The organism is Bacillus cereus group sp. Sample62 (assembly GCF_036851315.1).
In the GTDB taxonomy this organism is placed as follows: Bacteria; Bacillota; Bacilli; order Bacillales; family Bacillaceae_G; genus Bacillus_A; species Bacillus_A wiedmannii.
The window spans coordinates 4,983,977-5,001,224 of sequence record NZ_JAFLPK010000001.1 but is presented as its reverse complement, the minus strand read 5'-3'; the positions used below and the strand labels follow the sequence as shown (position 1 = coordinate 5,001,224).

Sequence of the window (17,248 nt, the reverse complement as noted above, 5' to 3'; positions counted from 1 at the left end):
CTTTGAAAAAACACATATAAAATAAATACACATGAAATAGGTTATGTTTTTTATGTAAATATATACATTATGATAACGTTATGGGTTGTTTTTGTGGAATATGGTGTATGAAATAGGGAAATAGATACATTATTTTTTCGGGGATATAGGTGACATATACTAAAAAAAGCCTTCTAGTAATCTAGAAGGCTTTGAAACTATTAATTAAGGTGCTTTCGTGTATCCTAAGAAATGACTCTTCCAATAAGAGTTACTTAATGAAGCGATTGCTACACCTTTATCTCCGGCTTGGATAAATGATCCGCCTCCAAGGTAAATACCCATATGAGAAGGACCTGCTTTATAAGTGTCTTTGAAATAAATTAAGTCACCTGGTTGTGGATTTGAAGTTTGTGGTAGGCTACCCCAATATCCCGCAACACTTTGACGGCTAATGTTATGACCAAATTTCTTAAATACGTGGTAGATGTAGCCACTGCAGTCCACACCGTTAGCAGAAGTTCCGCCCCAAACGTACGGTACGCCTTGCATTCCTTTTGCATATGCAAGTATGGAAGAACTATCACCACTATTATTGCCTGTATTATTGTTGTTATTGTTTTGATTGTTATTTTGGTTGTCGTTAGGCTTATTATCTACTGCGCCACCAACTGGTGTTTTAGAAAGGTAACGTGTTCCGATGTAACCATTTTGACCGTTATAGTTAATTTTGCTCCATCCAGAGTTTTCAGAGATTACTTGAACCTTCTGTCCTTGTGGAAGTGCGCCTATGATTCTATAATTTGTACCTTCGCCGCTACGTACGTTTAATGCAGAAGCGTTAATATAGTAGTCACCAATTGCACCTTGATCAGGTTGTTTTGGTTGCTCAGGTTGCTTCGGTTGTTCAGGAGTAGCAGTGCCACCTTTAACGAACTTAACAAATTCGCTACTAACGAAGCCTGTTTTTCCTTGATAGTTTACTTTAAACCAACCGTTTTCAGATCCAACTACGTTTAATGTAGTGCCATTTAACACGCCACCAATTACACTATGGTAAGCAGCAGGACCTGTACGAACGCGTAGAGATGTTGCGTTAACAACGTAAGTACCACCAGTTTGAACGGTTACATTATTATTTTGTTCTTGTTTGTTATCTTGGTTGTTTCCTTGTGTAACGTTGTCGTTAGAACCGCCTTTTGTTACGTAGTCTTTGCTTACGTAAGCTGTTTGTCCTGCATAATTGATTTTGAACCAATCTTGAACTTCGCCAACAACTTGTACTACTTGTCCTTTTGTAACAGAAGCTACAGTTGTATGAGAAGTGCTAGGACCTGTACGAACACGAAGGGAAGATACATTTACTGTATAGTTTCCGCTTGCTGGTTTTACAGATTCTTGGTTGTTATTATTCGTATTGTTGTTTGAAGAACCTGCATTAGAAGAAACGCCAGATACAAACTCGCTACTTACATAACCAACTTGCCCATTATGATTGATTTTCACCCAACCATTTTCTTGACCAATTACGTTTAAAGCTTGTCCTTCATATACACGTCCTGAAACAGAACTAGAAGTGTTTGGAGCTGTACGTACACGTAATACATCAGCAGTAACTTTATTGTTTCCACCTGTTGTACTTACATTAGAATTGCTTGCTCCATTTTTTGATACAAATTCGCCACTAACAAATCCTGTTTTTCCATTAATGTTAATTTTGAACCAACCATTTTCTTCGCCAATCACATTTAATGATTGACCGTTATAAACACGCGAGATGATGTCGTGAGAAGTATTTGATCCTGCACGAACATGTAATACGCTAGTGTTTACCGTATAAGATGAGCTGTTTGATGCGGAAGCTTGGACAGTTGTAGCAGCTTTTTGTGTATTTTGTTCAGGGGCAGCTTGAACACTATCAAGTGTAGGTGCTGCTCCTCCTGCTACAGACACTGCCGCAAGACCGGCAAGGTATTTTTTCATAATTTGTCGATTCCTTTCTGTCTGTAATGTAGTGAAGAAATATTTACCAACTGTTAAAAATTCTAAAGAGCATGTCGATTACTGTCAAGACTTATGCGGTAATCTGAATATGACAAAAAGATTACAAAAAAAAATCAAGGCATAAATCTATACCTTGATTTCCATTTAAATACATATATTGAATGCAGAAAGGATAGAAATTATACGTGTTTAAGAAGATGACATATTGGATTGTAACAAGCTTTGAGAAAATGATCTTTGTAGCATTTTTGTGATAGGGCCAACTTGACCATCTTGGATGGCAGTTCCATCAAGGTGAGTCATCGGCAAAATTTCAATCGTCGTTCCTGTAAAGAAACATTCATCCGCTTGATAAACATCGCGAATGCTAAACAGTTCTTCTTTTACCGGAATGCGAAGGGTTTTCGCTAAAGAAAGGACATACTGACGAATGATGCCATTTAAAATAAGGTGATTGGCTGGATGTGTGTAGAGAGTTCCGTTTTTTATGAGAAAGAAATTAGAACAGCTTCCCTCAGTTACAGTACCATTCCGTACGAAAAGAGCCTCTTTACAACCTTTGCGTTCAGCTTTCGTAGCGGCTAATACATTGGGTAATAAATTTAATGATTTGATATCACAGCGTAGCCAGCGCGTATCTGGTTCTGATATAGCACGTACACCATATTCAATCCATAACGCTGGTCTTTCTTTCTTCGTAATATAGGCATAGATTGTGGGAGGGACGTCATATGAGAATGTGTGGGTACGAGCTTGTACACCGCGAGATACTTGTAAATAAATCGTTCCATCTTCGTAGAAATTATTATTTTCAATTAGTTTATAAAGTAGGGTAATAAGTTCTGCTTTTGAGAAAGAGAGTGTTAATTCTATTTCTTCCATGGAGCGATATAATCTTGTGATATGCGGATCTAATAAGTGAAAGTTTCCTTTATATAGGCGAATAACCTCGTAGACACCATCCCCAAACTGCAAGCCTCTTTCTTCAAGATCTATGTACGTTTTTTGTTTCATTGTATCAATAACTGCATCATTCCAAAGTACAAATCTTTCATATGCCAATTTTCGTCCCATCCTTTCGTAAGTGCATAAGTAAAGTGAAACTTTAATTCATAAAAATCCCTATAGTAATTTTTATGTGGGTAACTCTTTACATATGACGTATATGTATTTGTAAATGGTAGAGAAGTAGTGGTGATTTATAGCATTTTGTATATACAAATTCGAAAATAAGAAATAAGAATCCTGCTTTTGAATAAAAAAAAGCAACATTCTTATGGAATGCTGCACAAGGAGGGTAGCTATCTTTCATAGGGACATCGTCTTATTGAATGTTTTGTGTATGGAAACAAAACATATTGAAAGACAATTATAAGAAAGTAGAAATAAACGATTCATATATTTCTTTAAGGGATCTTATTACAGATGAGAGATAAGAAATATATAGAACCTTGCTTACATATTTTATTATAGAGATGTTTCGTTAATCCTATGTGAATATTTGGTAAAGGTTATGTAATGTTAAAGTTAATGAATATAAGTGATTGTATGGAGAAATATAAAAAAAAGAGGCTGAGATTACTCAGCGCTCTTCTTTTCTTCTTTAATAGCTGTCTTTACTTCACCAGTTTTGGTCTTATTACTTTCAGAGAAGCGAAGTAAGTCACCTTCAATGATTTTGTCAGACATGTTCAATTCATTTTGGGCACGATCAATGAGTGGTTGAGATTCTTCTTTTGGTAATTGTACAACTTCGCCAGTGCTACGATCGTAGAATGTACTGTTCGTGTACATGTACTTATCTGTAACGAAGCTACCGTCACGAAGAACAACAAATCCTTTATTTTCTGGTGAGAATACATCATGACCGAATTGAACCTGATTCGTAGAATCTACACCAAGTAAGTTTAGAATTGTTGGTTTAATATCAATTTCACCAGTTGGTTTTGAAATTGTTTTACCTTCTTTTTGACCTGGAACGTGAATAAACATCGGTGTTTTTTGTAAGTTCATATGGTCAAATGCAGTAATTTCTTCTTTTCCTAAGAACTGTGCCATTGCACGGTTATGGTTTTCAGAAATACCGTAGTGATCACCGTAGAATACGATAACTGAGTTGTCGTAAATACCTTCTGCTTTTAGACGCTCAATAAAGTGTTTCATTGCTTCGTCTAAATAGCGAGCAGTTACCATGTAACGGTCAAATACGCCATCACCAGAATTGTATTCATCGATTAATTTCGTGCTTTCATCATAAGTGAATGGGTAATGGTTTGTTAACGTAAGGAAGCGAGTGTAGAACGGTTGCTTCACTTCTTTTAACATATCAATAGATTGATCGAAGTATTCGATATCTTTTAATCCCCAATTTAATTTTGTTTCTGGTGTAATCTTGTAGTCAAGTTCGTTGTAGTAACGATCATAACCAAGTGCCGGATACATAATGTTACGGTTCCAGAACGTTGCGTTGTTCGCGTGGAATACCGATGTGTGATATCCTTGCTCACGTAAAATTTCTGGAGTTGCTGTATATTCGTTATTACCGTGTGTGAAGAATACAGCACCACGGTCTAGTGGATACATGGAAGTATCTACTAAGAATTCAGCATCAGATGTTTTTCCTTGCCCAGTTTGATGGAAGAAGTTATCAAAGTAATAACTTTCTTTCGTAAATTGGTTTAAGAATGGTGTAACTTCTTGTCCGTTAACTGTTGCACCAATTAAGAATGTTTGTAATGACTCAAGAGAGACGACAATTACGTTTTTCCCTTTTGCAGTACCAAACATATTTGGATCTGGTTTGCTTTGCGTTGTTTTTACATAGTTCTCTGTTTCCTGTAATTTACTACCGTCAGCAAAAGCTTTTTGTGAACTTGATTTTGCTTGTAAGCCAAGATCATACACTTGGTGTACATATAAACCTAAGTTTTTAACAAGCATAACGCGGTCGAATGAACGTGTTAATAGTTCGGGACGCTCAGCTTCTGCAAGTCCTAAGTTTGCGAAGAAAATAGCAACTGTTGACACGAAGTATAGGGAACGCATTGGGCGTGCTACACGTTCTGTCGGTGCAAAATTCTTCATCTTCTTCAATAAAATGAAGAATACGATAATATCAGCAAATGCAAGGATAATTTTGTAGTTAAACAATTCTTTCACACTAGAACCTAAACTTCCGAAGTTAGATGTTTGTCCTAGTACTGGTAAAGTAACGAAGTCATTGTAGAATCCGTAGAACATTACGTTACCAACAAGAACGATTGTTAAAACAAAACTAATTCCAAGTGCTATATAGTTACGTTTTTTCCCTTTTGCAAATAATGCAAGACCAACAAGCAGTAATGATGCTGCTAATGGGCTAAGGAATAAAATGAATTCTTGCATGAAAGATTCAAGTTTTAAATCAAAGCTTGTGCGTGTAATAAGGTATGTCTTCAACCATAAGGCTAAAGCTACGAATACAGTGAAACGCACATTTTGAAATTGTGATTTCAAGGTTTCTTTCATTTATTTCCACCCTTTCTCTATCAGGCTTGGTCGATTTTGGAGCGAAAAATGCTAAAATAAAAAATACATAGTTTTCTTGGCCATAATTAGAGGTTCTATATTCACCCATATACGACTATAACTATGCATACCCTTTTGGTTTCTTGTGCTGCTCATAAGCATAACGTCATTTCTGTATTATACAACAAAATTCATTTCTGAGAAACACTATAACATTTTACATTTTTTGTATAAGATTTGTCACTACCAGAGAAAACTTTAACATTCGTTTATATGTCCGTCAACTAGAAAATATAACAAAGGTAGAGCAGAATGTTAAGTGAAAGTGAAAATTTTCTTGTTGAGAAATAAGAAATGAAAATGGGTGAGTGGTTATCTAGAAACCTATTATATGAAGGGAAGTATGTAAAAATCAACGAACACTTGTTCTTTTTTGGTTTGTTTGTTACAATGAAAGTTCATTGATAGATTATGTGTAATTTTGATGAACTTTTACTGATAACATATTGTAGCTTATTTCTTTAAAAAAATAGGGAGGCTTTTACATGGAACAAAAATTTTCAGTTGAAGCGTTTTGGAAGAAAGCAAAACATGTTGCAAAGCAAGCAGGACAGTCGGTCATTTATGCAAGCTTATTATTGTTTTATGTTTTGCAAAGACCTGATGTTCCAAAGCGAGTGAAAATTATTGTGATTGGAGCACTTGCTTATTTTATTGCACCAATTGATGCCATCCCAGATTTCATTGCTGGAGTTGGTTATACAGACGATTTAGGGGCGTTAATGGCTGCGCTATTACAAGCGTCGTTATACGTCAATGAAGAGGTGAAAGATAAGGCACGAGTGAAGTTGGCAGAATGGTTTGGTTCGGATATAGACACATCCTTTATCGATCAGAAATTAGATCAATAGGTGAGAACTGTCATATGGTGACGGGGCGAACGTAAGCGAGGAAGTGCATTATGCCATCAGGAAGAACGCATACGAAAATAAACTTAATATCCCTTCCGGTTGTTTTGTTTATGCTCTTTTCGTATGGATTAACAAACTTGGATTTTTTATTAACTTTTGCAATTGGCTTTTTAGTAGGTACTTCATTTTTAACGCCGGATTTAGATACATATAGTAATGCGTATAATAAATGGGGGTTCCTACGTATATTTTGGTATCCGTATAAGAAGGTCATGCCGCATCGATCCTTCTTTACACATACAATTATACTTGGTGATGTGATTCGTATTGCATACATGTTAATTGTATTTTCTCCGTTTTTATTCTTATTAAATATAATCGCGTTTGACGGGAATTTAATAGAAATTGCGAAGAAACATGAGGTTGAAATTGTAACGTTCATAATGGGAATTGTTGTGGCAAGCACGCTTCACATTATAGCGGATAAAGTGAATACGCGCCGCAAAAAAATGATGAGAAAAAAGAAGAAACGCAGAAGATAAAAAAACCGTCCCAAAAGGTATTTTGGGACGGTTTTTTTCTTATTAAAAGATTGTCGTATCGCCGATAAAATTTCATTTATTATGATGCGTACGATTTTAATCAAACGTTTGTTTAAACTTAAGCTTTCAGCACTTTAATACCTTTTACGATGTTCCAAATGAAGTAGTATAAGCTAATAATGCCGCAAATACATAAGACAATCATTGCTCCAATGCCAAGTGTTACGTCTGGTTGATTCGATCCAATACCCATAATTCCTAGAATAATAAATCCAATAAATGACGCGATGCTCGGAATGATGTGTGTCCATAGAGCTCGTTTTGCGTGTGGTTTTGTTTCAGAATCGCCCACAATCCACACAATAATAGGGAATAAGATAGGGGCAAATAATACACTAAAGTATGATAAAGCTGCTAATATTTTGTTTCCGTTCATATATATCACCTCATAAATAATATTCGTTGTTATACCTTTATTATGCAGGAAATGTAGCGAGCTTCCTATCGATGAACATTACAAGAACGTGACGTTTTTGTAAGATTTCTATGATAAATAATAAAATTTTCAAAAAAATCTTTTTTAATGAAAATTGTTGTGATAAAATTAATGAAAACGTTTTCTTTGGCGTTTTTTTATTTTAGGCTTAAAGGTATGATGACCTGATAGTCTATTGATGAGGTTATTCTATTTAAAAGGGGATTCTTTAGGGGGAGAGAACAATGAACACATGGACACAAGTTTATGATCCGTTCGGAAACATTTGGATTTCGGCAGTGGTCGCACTTATTCCGATTATCTTTTTTTTCTTAGCTTTAGCAGTTTTCCGCATGAAGGGGTATGTGGCAGGATTTATTACAGTTGTACTTACAATTTTAGTTGCGTTATTCGCTTATAAGATGCCGTTCACGATGGCGATGGCAGCGACGGGGTATGGTTTCTTATACGGACTATGGCCAATTGCTTGGATTATCATTATGTCGGTATTTTTATATAAAATATCTGTGAAAACAGGTCAATTCGATGTGATTCGTGCATCTGTATTATCCATTACGAATGACCATCGTTTACTCGTTATTTTAATCGGTTTTTCATTTGGAGCATTTTTGGAAGGGGCAGCAGGATTTGGTGCACCAGTAGCGATTACGGCAGCACTTCTTGCAGGTCTTGGGTTAAATCCTTTATATGCAGCGGGTCTGTGTTTAATCGCAAATACGGCACCAGTAGCGTTCGGAGCGATGGGAATTCCGATTACAGTTGCTGGACAAGTAACAGGTATTGATCCACATAAAATTGGACAAATGGCTGGACATCAATTACCGTTCTTATCATTATTTGTTCCGTTCTTTATCGTATTTTTAATGGATGGCTTTAAAGGAGTAAAACAAACGTGGCCTGCTTTATTTGTAGCAGGTAGTTCATTTGCAATTACACAGTTTATTACAGCGACGTTTTTAGGGCCAGAACTTCCTGATATTACGTCAGCACTTGTAAGTTTAGTAAGTTTATCGCTATTCTTAAAAGTTTGGCAGCCGAAAGAAATTTATCAAACTAAGCAAGCGAATAGTGAAGTAGCGGCAACGACGACGGCGACATCTATGCCGAAACTAACGGTAGGAAAAGTAGTAAAAGCATGGTCTCCGTTCATTATTTTAACTGTGATGGTAGTCATTTGGAGCCAAAGTTTCTTTAAAGCATTATTCGCTCCGGGCGGCGCTTTAGAAAGTCTCGTATTTAAATTTGAAGTTCCAAGCTTGCACAATTTAGTAATGAAAGCAGAGCCAATTGTAAATAAACCAACACCTTATGAAGCAATCTTGAAATTAGATATTTTATCAGCGACTGGAACAGCAATTTTAATTGCTTGTATCATTTCTATCTTTATTTTGAAAATGAGTGCAAAAGATGCAGTAGCAACATTTAAAGAAACGTTAAATGAACTAAAAATGCCAATTCTATCTATTGGATTCGTATTAGGATTCGCATTTATCGCAAACTATTCTGGTCTATCTTCTACATTAGCGTTAGCACTTGCAGGAACTGGCGGATTATTCCCGTTCTTCTCACCTTTCTTAGGATGGATTGGCGTATTCTTAACAGGATCAGATACGTCAGCGAACGCACTGTTCTCGAATTTACAAGCAATTACAGCGCAGCAAGTCGGTGTATCTGAAGTGCTTCTTGTTGCAGCAAATACAACGGGCGGTGTAACAGGTAAAATGATTTCTCCGCAATCAATTGCGATTGCTTGTGCAGCGGTTGGACTTGCTGGGAAAGAGTCAGATTTGTTCCGCTTTACATTGAAGCATAGTTTATTCTTCGTTACTATTGTTGGGATTATGACATATGTGCAGGCTTATTATTTAACGTGGATGATTCCGTAAGCAACAAAAGAAATAAACTTTTCATTTTTCAGATTATAGTGTATGATGGGAAAGTATTGAAAATTAAATCAGTGATAAACTAGGGGTGCCTAACGTATGCGTAGGCTGAGAGAGAAGCGTGTGAACTTCTTAACCCTTTGGACCTGATCTGGCTCGTACCAGCGTAGGGAAGTTAACGGCTTTACATAATTATGTCTTTATGAGCCAGGTCCTTATTCTTTTATGGACCTGGCTCTTTTTATTTTGGCATGCGCTGGCCATATCTCGTCCTTGTCACGAACAGGGGGGCAACAAAGGTCATGAAACAGTCTGTTTCAGCTGAGCAAATTGAATTGAAATCGAGTTTACCAGGAAGTAAGAAAGTGTATGTAGATGGACCACGCGCGGGTATGAAAGTGCCGATGCGCGAGATTGAACAAAGCGAAACGAACGGTATTCCGAATCCGCCAATTCGTGTATATGATACGAGCGGTCCTTATACAGATCCTGCGCATAAAGTGGAACTGGAAAAGGGGTTGCATGCGCCGCGCCACTCTTGGATCCTGGAGCGCGGAGATGTAGAAGCATACGAAGGGCGCGAAGTGAAACCAGAGGATGACGGTGTAAAAGTGGATTCGAAACATACGCCTGTTTTCCCACAAATGGATCGCCAGCCGCTTAGAGCAAGGCATGGTGCAAATGTTACGCAAATGCATTACGCACGTAATGGCATTATTACGTCTGAGATGGAATATGTTGCGATTCGTGAAGGGGTAGAGCCTGAATTTGTTCGTAAGGAGATTGCAGAAGGTCGTGCGATTTTGCCGGCGAACATTAACCATCCTGAAGCGGAACCGATGATAATTGGACGTAATTTTCACGTGAAGGTAAATGCAAATATCGGAAACTCTGCTGTATCGTCTTCTATTGCAGAAGAAGTAGAGAAGATGACGTGGGCGACTCGCTGGGGTGCAGATACGATTATGGATTTATCTACAGGTAAAAACATTCATACAACACGTGAGTGGATTATTCGTAATGCTCCGGTACCAGTTGGAACTGTGCCAATTTATCAAGCGCTTGAAAAAGTAAACGGAATTGCAGAGGATTTAACGTGGGAAGTGTATCGTGATACGTTAATTGAGCAGGCGGAGCAAGGCGTTGATTACTTCACGATTCACGCTGGTGTATTACTTCGTTACATTCCAATTACTGCAAAGCGTATGACAGGTATTGTTTCACGCGGTGGTTCAATTATGGCGCAGTGGTGTTTATTCCATCATAAAGAAAACTTCCTATATACTCACTTTGAAGAGATTTGTGAAATTATGAAGCAATACGATGTTTCGTTCTCTCTTGGAGATGGATTACGTCCAGGTTCGATTGCAGATGCAAATGACGAAGCACAGTTTTCTGAGCTTGAAACACTTGGTGAATTAACGAAGATTGCTTGGAAACATGATGTGCAAGTGATGATTGAAGGACCTGGGCATGTACCGATGCATTTAATTAAAGAGAATATGGAGAAAGAGCTTGATATTTGTCAGGGCGCGCCGTTCTATACACTTGGGCCGTTAACAACAGATATTGCACCGGGTTATGACCATATTACATCGGCAATTGGAGCAGCGATGATTGGCTGGTTTGGAACGGCGATGCTTTGTTATGTAACGCCGAAAGAACATTTAGGTTTACCGAATAAAGATGATGTTCGCACGGGGGTTATTACGTACAAAATCGCTGCACATGCAGCTGATCTTGCGAAAGGGCACAAAACGGCTCATCAGCGTGATGATGCACTTTCAAAAGCTCGCTTTGAATTCCGTTGGCGCGATCAATTTAATTTATCTTTAGACCCTGAACGTGCGATGGAATATCACGATGAAACACTGCCAGCAGAAGGCGCGAAAACAGCTCATTTCTGTTCCATGTGTGGACCGAAGTTTTGTAGTATGAGAATTTCACATGATATTCGTGAATATGCGAAAGACAATGATTTAGAAACGACAGAAGCAATTGAAAAAGGGATGAAAGAGAAAGCGAAAGAATTTAAAGACACTGGTAGTCATTTATACCAATAATACGTTACACCTCTTTACTTGATTGATCACACTGTAGTACCTAACTTAAATATAGAAGAAGCCCCCTTTGCTAAGACGGTAGCAAAGGGGGCTTCTATTTTCTATAAGGCGAAGAATAATTGTACCCAGTAGTATAAGAGGAATAATGTGACGGCTGTTGTGAGTGGGATTACGATGAGAGATACGCTTAAATAATCTTTCCATTTCACTTTAATTTTGTTTTGTCTTAGGATATACATCCAAATGAGGGAAGCTAGCGTACCGATTGGTAATAATAGTGAACCGATGTCACTACCAATGATATTTGCAAGATAGATAGTTTTTAATGTGACTGGATCTAGGCCCATTTCTGTTAATGTAATGGTACCAATCATAAGTGCAGGGTGATTATTAAAGACGTTAGAGAGGATAGATACAAGTCCGCCCATTGCAAAGCTAGCATAGAGTAGATGCTGACTTACAACTGGTTCGAGCCAACTTACAAGCGCCGCTGTTAACCCTGCATTGTGAAGCCCGTAAATAATTACATACATAGAGAATGCGAAAATTAAGATGTGCCACGGTGTCTTTTTCAAAATATCGACTGGGTTTGTTCGTAAGTAGTACCATCTCCAGATGAGAAGAACGAGTGAACCGAGTACAGCAACAATTTCGATTGGAATCGATAAGAAGGATGCAACGAAAAGTAGACAGCGCATAAGGAAGACGAAACCTAATACTTTTAGCATGAATTTTGTACGTTTTTGTTTCGTATCAACAGAATTTTTTCCTTTTAACGGATGGAAGTTTTTCGTGAAGAACATTTCTTCGATATCATATGAAGAAACAGGTAATTTCTCTGGTAGTTTTTTCTTTAAAACTGTGTACATAAGCCATGACATAAATAATAATCCTAATGTTGCAGGTACAAACATCATAGCAGTATGCATATAAAGAGTCATATTCACAATATTTAATGCGATTAAGTTTACGATATTACTTACACCAATGGGTGCACTAGAGGCAGTGGCGATTAAAGCACCACTTAATAAATAAGGGATTTGTTGATGAGGTTTTAATTTAAGGTTTCTCAGTAATAAAATTAGGATTGGAGTTGTAATTAAAATACTACCGTCGTTATTAAATAAAAGAGTCATAAGAAAACATAATAATTGAATATACCAGTATAAACGGCGACCGGAGCCCTTTGCTAAGTTTGCAAGTTTCGCTGCGGACCAGTGGAAGAAGCCGAAGCTTTCTAATATAACCGCCATAACGATGGTCGCTAATATTGTTATAGAGGCACCGCCAATTTTACTAATAATATCTATGACGTCTGGTCTTGATACAAGTCCAGTAATCAAGATAATGCCAGCGCCAATTGCTGCCGGCCAAGCCTCATTTAAGCCACGGGGTCGCCAAAAGATAACAATCATCGTTAAGAAGAATACAATAATAGTAATCCATATTTCAATGCTCATATTTTACCTACCTTTCTACTTTTCCTTAAACCAATGTAGCTTGTCTCAAGGTCTGTATTGGTAGTATATTCAGCAAAAAATAAGAAGAACTAGGCATATAATGGAATGAAGTGAATATGTGTTTTTCAAGCGAAAGGACAAGTGTCACGAATAGTGAAATAACTATTATGAGAGGAGTCTATAAATTAGAGTGGCAGTAAGATAGTAAATGAAATTTATATGGGCGATTATGGAGATATATTGGCGCAACTTAAAATATATTAGCGATTATGGAGATATATCGGCGCAACTTAAAATATATCAGCGCAACTCAAAATATATTAGCGATTTTTAAAATATATCGACTTATCGACAAAACATGACAAAAGGAGTCTGTTCCAAAATTCCTTTTGGAACAGACTCCCCTGACTATATTATTTTTCCTTCAAAAAAGTTCGATCCTTCAAGAATAAATTCCAGAAGAAAATAAATCCTGGTAGTAAAATTGCGATTCCAATTGCGTATAGAATAAGCAATGCATAGAATGTTTCTGTCGTTGTAAAGCTTGTAAATACAGTTACATCAGGATAAATAATATATGGTAAATGCGCGACACCGTAAGCGTAACTTGCAAATGCATATTGAGCGACGACTGCTAAAACGGCAATGCGAGGGTATCCTAGTGTGCCATACTTCTTGTTTGTCCACCAAAGAGAAGAGTACCCAATAACGAATAAAACGATAGAAACTGTAAACCATGGGAATTGCTTTATTAGTCCTTGCATAAGCCAGTGTGTTTCCGGATCCATTACAACGAGGGCGATAATCGCCGTAACGAGTGTTGCAGGACCAAGGATGATAGCGTTTCTTCTATAAATTCTATACGAATCTTCTGAACCTTGCTCTCTCGCAAAATCAGCAAGAAAGAGAGAAGATAGAAATAGTTCCGAAGTTAGTCCAAAGAGCATATAGCAGTAGATAACTGGGCTAGAAAGAAGTTTTCCATACAAGAGTACTTCTTTTCCTTCAGACATTGTAATATAAGCCCCCTCTGTAACGGGTAAAACGGTAATTAATAAGGCTGGAATCAAGAGCCCAGTAATACCTGAAATTACCCGAAGGAGGAATTGATACTTTGGCAGAGAGTAAGCAAATACCATGAATGTACTGCGAATTGCAATGAGTATTAAAATTAACATAACTGGCACGAACATCACTGTCGCAAGGGTGAAAGCAGCTTTCGGAAAGAAACCGAGAAAAGCGACAACGACAAAGACGAGAAATGTATTTGTTACTTCCCAAGTTGGTGATAAGTATCGATTGGCAAGCTTGGCAGCGAGCGTTGGATGTTTTGCGTATACCATGCCCCAAAAACCTGCTCCAAAATCGATGGACCCTAATATACTGTATACGAAAATAAGAGCCCATAAGATGATGATTGCAATACTTTCCTCATGCACGGGAATCGCCTCCTTCGTGATGTAAATCATTTGTAAGCGGATGTTTCTTAAAGAATGTCCGTAGTACAAAAACTGTTAAAATGCCGAGTCCAATATATAAAATGATGAATAGAATAAATAAAGGACCGACAAAATCAGCGCGTGTAGAAGCGTCGACTGTCCGTTGCATACCATAAATGGTCCACGGTTGACGACCACTACAGCTAAAAATCCACCCGAATTCAATACCGAGCATCATAATTGGTCCACATGCGGCAGCTCCCCAAAGAAGCCACTTCGGTAATTCTGCACCTTTTTTTCGGTAAACAAAGTACCAATATAAGAGGGCGATTGCTGCAACTGCAAAAGTAAAGGCAGCGGTGCCGACCATTAAGTTGAATAGTGTATGTGTGTAAAATGGTGGCCATGTTTCTTGTGGAAATTCCTTTAGTCCTTTTACGACGGTGCTAGGGTCGAGTCCCACTAGTAGGCTAAGCATGTTCGGAATTTCTAGTGCATAGTTTAGTTCAAGTGTGTTAGGATCTACAACTCCGCCAATTGATAACGGTGCATGTGATGTCGTTTCAAATAAAGCTTCAGCAGATGCTAGTTTTTCAGGGGAATGCTTATGTAAGGCAATTGCCGATTCGTGTCCCGAAAGCCACATCGTAGCGCCTGTAATAAATGTCACGACGAGTCCTAACAGTAGTCCCTTTTTATGATAAGCAATTTCGCGTTTACTTAAATTCTTCTTTAATAATTTAAATCCAGCAATAGAGGCAATGACGGCAGCTCCAGTTGCATAGGCAGTAATAACAACATGAAATGCGCTTGTGCCAAAACTAGGATTAAAGAAAGCTTTCCATGGATCAACGTTAAAAACTGATCCATCTGGCCCCATTGAAAAGCCTGCGGGTGTATTCATCCATGTATTTGCTGATGTAATAAGCACGGCAGATGCCGTGGCACCAATCATGACGAAGAATAGCGAGATTAATCTCATGAATGGAGGTAGTTTGTCAGCTGCATATACATAAATAGACATGAACAACGCCTCTAAAAAGAAGGCAAAAATCTCAATTTGAAAGGGAACAGAAATAACCTGTCCAACAATTTTGGCAAAACCAGGCCAAAGAAGTGAGATTTGCACACCAACGATTGTTCCAGTTGGAATTGCTACACCGAGAAGGATGGCAAACGCCTTCGTCCATCTTTTCGCCATAATGGCGTAATCGGAATCTTTCTTCCAGTGAAAGAGTATTTCACTTATAAAAATCATCAATGAAAGCCCGACACCAAGTGTTGCAAAGATAATGTGGAATGCTAATGAAGAACCAAAAAACGCTCGTGCTAATGTTACCGTATCCATATGTAAACTCCTCTTCTTTTTTACCATTATTTTCTGATTGAATTGGAAGATTTATTCAAAAAAACTACCAAAAATATATATGTATTTAAAAAGTGGATATGGTAATATAATGTTTGAATATTCTAAATAGAAAGAAGTTAATTTTTAATAATATTTTGTTTGTTTTTTAGTAAGGAATATTCTATAATCTTTTATGCGAACATAAGTTCTGTTTTTCAGGGTGAAGAAGTTTATGTGAAATGGAGAGGATGTTTTTATGTATCCTGAAGTCATTAAAAAGATGGCATTTTCAAAAGAGCATAGAGATTTATTATTGAAGCTGTATAATAAAGAGATTACGCGTCGTGAATATGATCGACTTGTGGCATCGCTATATAGACCTTCTAAAGAGGCTTGTGAGGGATAGAGGCACGAGAGACAATCTAATAGATTGTCTTTTTTAATTTTACGTATGTTCTGGTAAAATTAAGGCCAGCCTTATTAGGGAGGTGAAAAGATTGCGGAAACGTTTATATATAGGGATTGGAGTTATTCTCTTAATCGCTTTAGGTGGCATTGTATTTTGGTCAGCTATACAAGGAAACCGTACAGAACATTTTATTTTAAGACATATGGTGAATGAAAATGGGACACTTGCCACATATCGTCTAGCGGATACAAAGGCAGGTACGGGTGAAGCGAAAGGCCGCGAAGCTTTATCGGAATCAGCAGGACTATGGCTACAATATACATTGGATAAAGACGATCAAGCGTTATTCGATGAACAAGTTAAGGTTATTCAAAATAGCTTTGTACATAAGGATCATATTGTTATATGGAAAATCTCTGAAAAGGGAGAAATGCAGTCAGCTACAAATGCACTTATAGATGATCTTCGTATTATAGAACAATTATATCGTGCTTATGAAATGTACAAGGAAGAGCGTTATAAAAACTTGGCAGATCAATTGAGTGACGCTGTAATCCGTTATAATAAGAAAGATAATTATTACGTTGATTATTATGATGCAGATGCAGGTAAACAAAATAATTTTGCAACTACATCATATATAAATCCACACGCATTCTCGTATATGAAAAAATACGGCAAAGTTTCTGCTCAGCAATATCAGGAAGTCGTTCAATTTTTAGCGGATTATCCAAGGCATGGTTGGGCATTCCCAAAAGAGTATAAAGAAGATAGTACATTTACGTACGATAAAGAAGTAAATCTTATTGATCAATCATACGTTGCATATCATCGAAGTTTAGGTGGCCTTTCATCAGATGCTTATTTGGAATTTATCAAGAAGAAGTTCCAGGAGGATGGAAAACTATACGGTCGTTACAATTTAGAAACGGGAAAACAAACTGTGAATTATGAATCGCCAGCCGCATACGGACTAACGATCTTGTACGTACTACAAACAGGTGATACAAAGTTTGCAAAGGAATTATATGATCATATGGCCACATTCCGAAATGACAATATATTTAGTAGATATTACGGTGGATACGTAACAGGCGAAAATAATAATACGCATATTTTCGATAACGTATTGCCGCTTTTAGCGGAAATGGAATTGGAGAAGAGTAAAAAATAGAAGGTGCCATCCTCTGGAGGTGGCACCTTCTAT

The 17,248-nt window shown here is 37.4% G+C and carries 13 protein-coding genes and 1 riboswitch; of the genes, 6 read left to right on the top strand and 7 right to left on the bottom strand.

The window, feature by feature from the left end; translation table 11 throughout:
• Window positions 1-204: 204 nt before the first annotated feature.
• The 3 genes from J0835_RS25720 to J0835_RS25710 all read right to left on the bottom strand — a co-directional run bounded on the left by J0835_RS25720 (window position 205) and on the right by J0835_RS25710 (window position 5,490).
• Complete coding sequence (locus tag J0835_RS25720; protein WP_087983189.1) at window positions 205-1,962, bottom strand: C40 family peptidase; 1,758 nt, start codon at window positions 1,960-1,962, stop codon at window positions 205-207.
• Window positions 1,963-2,172: 210 nt separating this feature from the next.
• Window positions 2,173-3,057: a D-amino-acid transaminase gene (locus J0835_RS25715; protein WP_087983187.1), complete on the bottom strand. Its 885-nt coding sequence runs from the start codon at window positions 3,055-3,057 to the stop codon at window positions 2,173-2,175.
• A 504-nt stretch (window positions 3,058-3,561) separates the two neighbouring features.
• The gene (locus tag J0835_RS25710) at window positions 3,562-5,490 is read right to left on the bottom strand and encodes an LTA synthase family protein (protein ID WP_087983185.1); all 1,929 of its coding nucleotides are present in this window, start codon (window positions 5,488-5,490) and stop codon (window positions 3,562-3,564) included.
• Between the two features lie 545 nt (window positions 5,491-6,035).
• On the opposite strand from J0835_RS25710, the gene J0835_RS25705 reads away from it, so the two are divergent.
• Together J0835_RS25705 and J0835_RS25700 are read left to right on the top strand one after the other, a co-directional pair.
• A complete protein-coding gene (locus J0835_RS25705) occupies window positions 6,036-6,401 on the top strand; it encodes a YkvA family protein (RefSeq protein ID WP_000435500.1) in 366 nt (121 codons plus the stop codon).
• Window positions 6,402-6,451: 50 nt separating this feature from the next.
• Window positions 6,452-6,943 (top strand): metal-binding protein, encoded by a 492-nt coding sequence (locus tag J0835_RS25700; RefSeq protein ID WP_087983181.1) that lies wholly within the window; start codon window positions 6,452-6,454, stop codon window positions 6,941-6,943.
• 118 nt (window positions 6,944-7,061) lie between these two features.
• On the opposite strand, the gene J0835_RS25695 is transcribed toward J0835_RS25700, so the two are convergent.
• The gene (locus J0835_RS25695) at window positions 7,062-7,379 is read right to left on the bottom strand and encodes a DUF4870 domain-containing protein (protein ID WP_087983179.1); all 318 of its coding nucleotides are present in this window, start codon (window positions 7,377-7,379) and stop codon (window positions 7,062-7,064) included.
• Window positions 7,380-7,663: 284 nt separating this feature from the next.
• On the opposite strand from J0835_RS25695, the gene lldP reads away from it, so the two are divergent.
• The gene (lldP, locus tag J0835_RS25690; protein WP_087983176.1) at window positions 7,664-9,325 is read left to right on the top strand and encodes an L-lactate permease; all 1,662 of its coding nucleotides are present in this window, start codon (window positions 7,664-7,666) and stop codon (window positions 9,323-9,325) included.
• A 71-nt stretch (window positions 9,326-9,396) separates the two neighbouring features.
• Window positions 9,397-9,512, top strand: a riboswitch (TPP riboswitch).
• Between the two features lie 112 nt (window positions 9,513-9,624).
• Window positions 9,625-11,385, top strand: a complete 1,761-nt coding sequence (thiC, locus tag J0835_RS25685; RefSeq protein ID WP_087983174.1) for a phosphomethylpyrimidine synthase ThiC — start codon at window positions 9,625-9,627, stop codon at window positions 11,383-11,385.
• Window positions 11,386-11,486: 101 nt separating this feature from the next.
• On the opposite strand, the gene J0835_RS25680 is transcribed toward thiC, so the two are convergent.
• The 3 genes from J0835_RS25680 to cydA all read right to left on the bottom strand — a co-directional run bounded on the left by J0835_RS25680 (window position 11,487) and on the right by cydA (window position 15,632).
• Complete coding sequence (locus J0835_RS25680; protein WP_087983172.1) at window positions 11,487-12,845, bottom strand: arsenic transporter; 1,359 nt, start codon at window positions 12,843-12,845, stop codon at window positions 11,487-11,489.
• Window positions 12,846-13,258: 413 nt separating this feature from the next.
• Window positions 13,259-14,284: a cytochrome d ubiquinol oxidase subunit II gene (locus J0835_RS25675; RefSeq protein WP_000544166.1), complete on the bottom strand. Its 1,026-nt coding sequence runs from the start codon at window positions 14,282-14,284 to the stop codon at window positions 13,259-13,261.
• Window positions 14,277-15,632, bottom strand: coding sequence for a cytochrome ubiquinol oxidase subunit I (gene cydA, locus J0835_RS25670; RefSeq protein ID WP_087983170.1), 1,356 nt, complete (start codon window positions 15,630-15,632; stop codon window positions 14,277-14,279). Before cydA ends, J0835_RS25675 begins: the two co-directional genes overlap by 8 nt.
• Window positions 15,633-15,888: 256 nt before the next feature.
• Between cydA and J0835_RS25665 the strand changes: the two genes are divergently transcribed.
• Window positions 15,889-16,038, top strand: a complete 150-nt coding sequence (locus tag J0835_RS25665) for a hypothetical protein (protein WP_000283173.1) — start codon at window positions 15,889-15,891, stop codon at window positions 16,036-16,038.
• 91 nt (window positions 16,039-16,129) lie between these two features.
• Window positions 16,130-17,215: a transcriptional regulator gene (locus tag J0835_RS25660; protein WP_140386944.1), complete on the top strand. Its 1,086-nt coding sequence runs from the start codon at window positions 16,130-16,132 to the stop codon at window positions 17,213-17,215.
• The last annotated feature ends 33 nt before the right edge of the window (window positions 17,216-17,248 follow it).

Bases quoted from the DNA above. Each gene is read 5' to 3' on its own strand.
- cydA (WP_087983170.1), bottom strand. From the start codon at position 15,632: ATGGATACGGTAACATTAGCACGAGCGTTTTTTGGTTCTTCATTAGCA.
- J0835_RS25715 (WP_087983187.1), bottom strand. From the start codon at position 3,057: ATGGGACGAAAATTGGCATATGAAAGATTTGTACTTTGGAATGATGCA.
- J0835_RS25710 (WP_087983185.1), bottom strand. From the start codon at position 5,490: ATGAAAGAAACCTTGAAATCACAATTTCAAAATGTGCGTTTCACTGTA.
- J0835_RS25700 (WP_087983181.1), top strand. From the start codon at position 6,452: ATGCCATCAGGAAGAACGCATACGAAAATAAACTTAATATCCCTTCCG.
- J0835_RS25720 (WP_087983189.1), bottom strand. From the start codon at position 1,962: ATGAAAAAATACCTTGCCGGTCTTGCGGCAGTGTCTGTAGCAGGAGGA.
- J0835_RS25680 (WP_087983172.1), bottom strand. From the start codon at position 12,845: ATGAGCATTGAAATATGGATTACTATTATTGTATTCTTCTTAACGATG.
- J0835_RS25695 (WP_087983179.1), bottom strand. From the start codon at position 7,379: ATGAACGGAAACAAAATATTAGCAGCTTTATCATACTTTAGTGTATTA.
- lldP (WP_087983176.1), top strand. From the start codon at position 7,664: ATGAACACATGGACACAAGTTTATGATCCGTTCGGAAACATTTGGATT.
- J0835_RS25665 (WP_000283173.1), top strand. From the start codon at position 15,889: ATGTATCCTGAAGTCATTAAAAAGATGGCATTTTCAAAAGAGCATAGA.
- J0835_RS25705 (WP_000435500.1), top strand. From the start codon at position 6,036: ATGGAACAAAAATTTTCAGTTGAAGCGTTTTGGAAGAAAGCAAAACAT.
- thiC (WP_087983174.1), top strand. From the start codon at position 9,625: ATGAAACAGTCTGTTTCAGCTGAGCAAATTGAATTGAAATCGAGTTTA.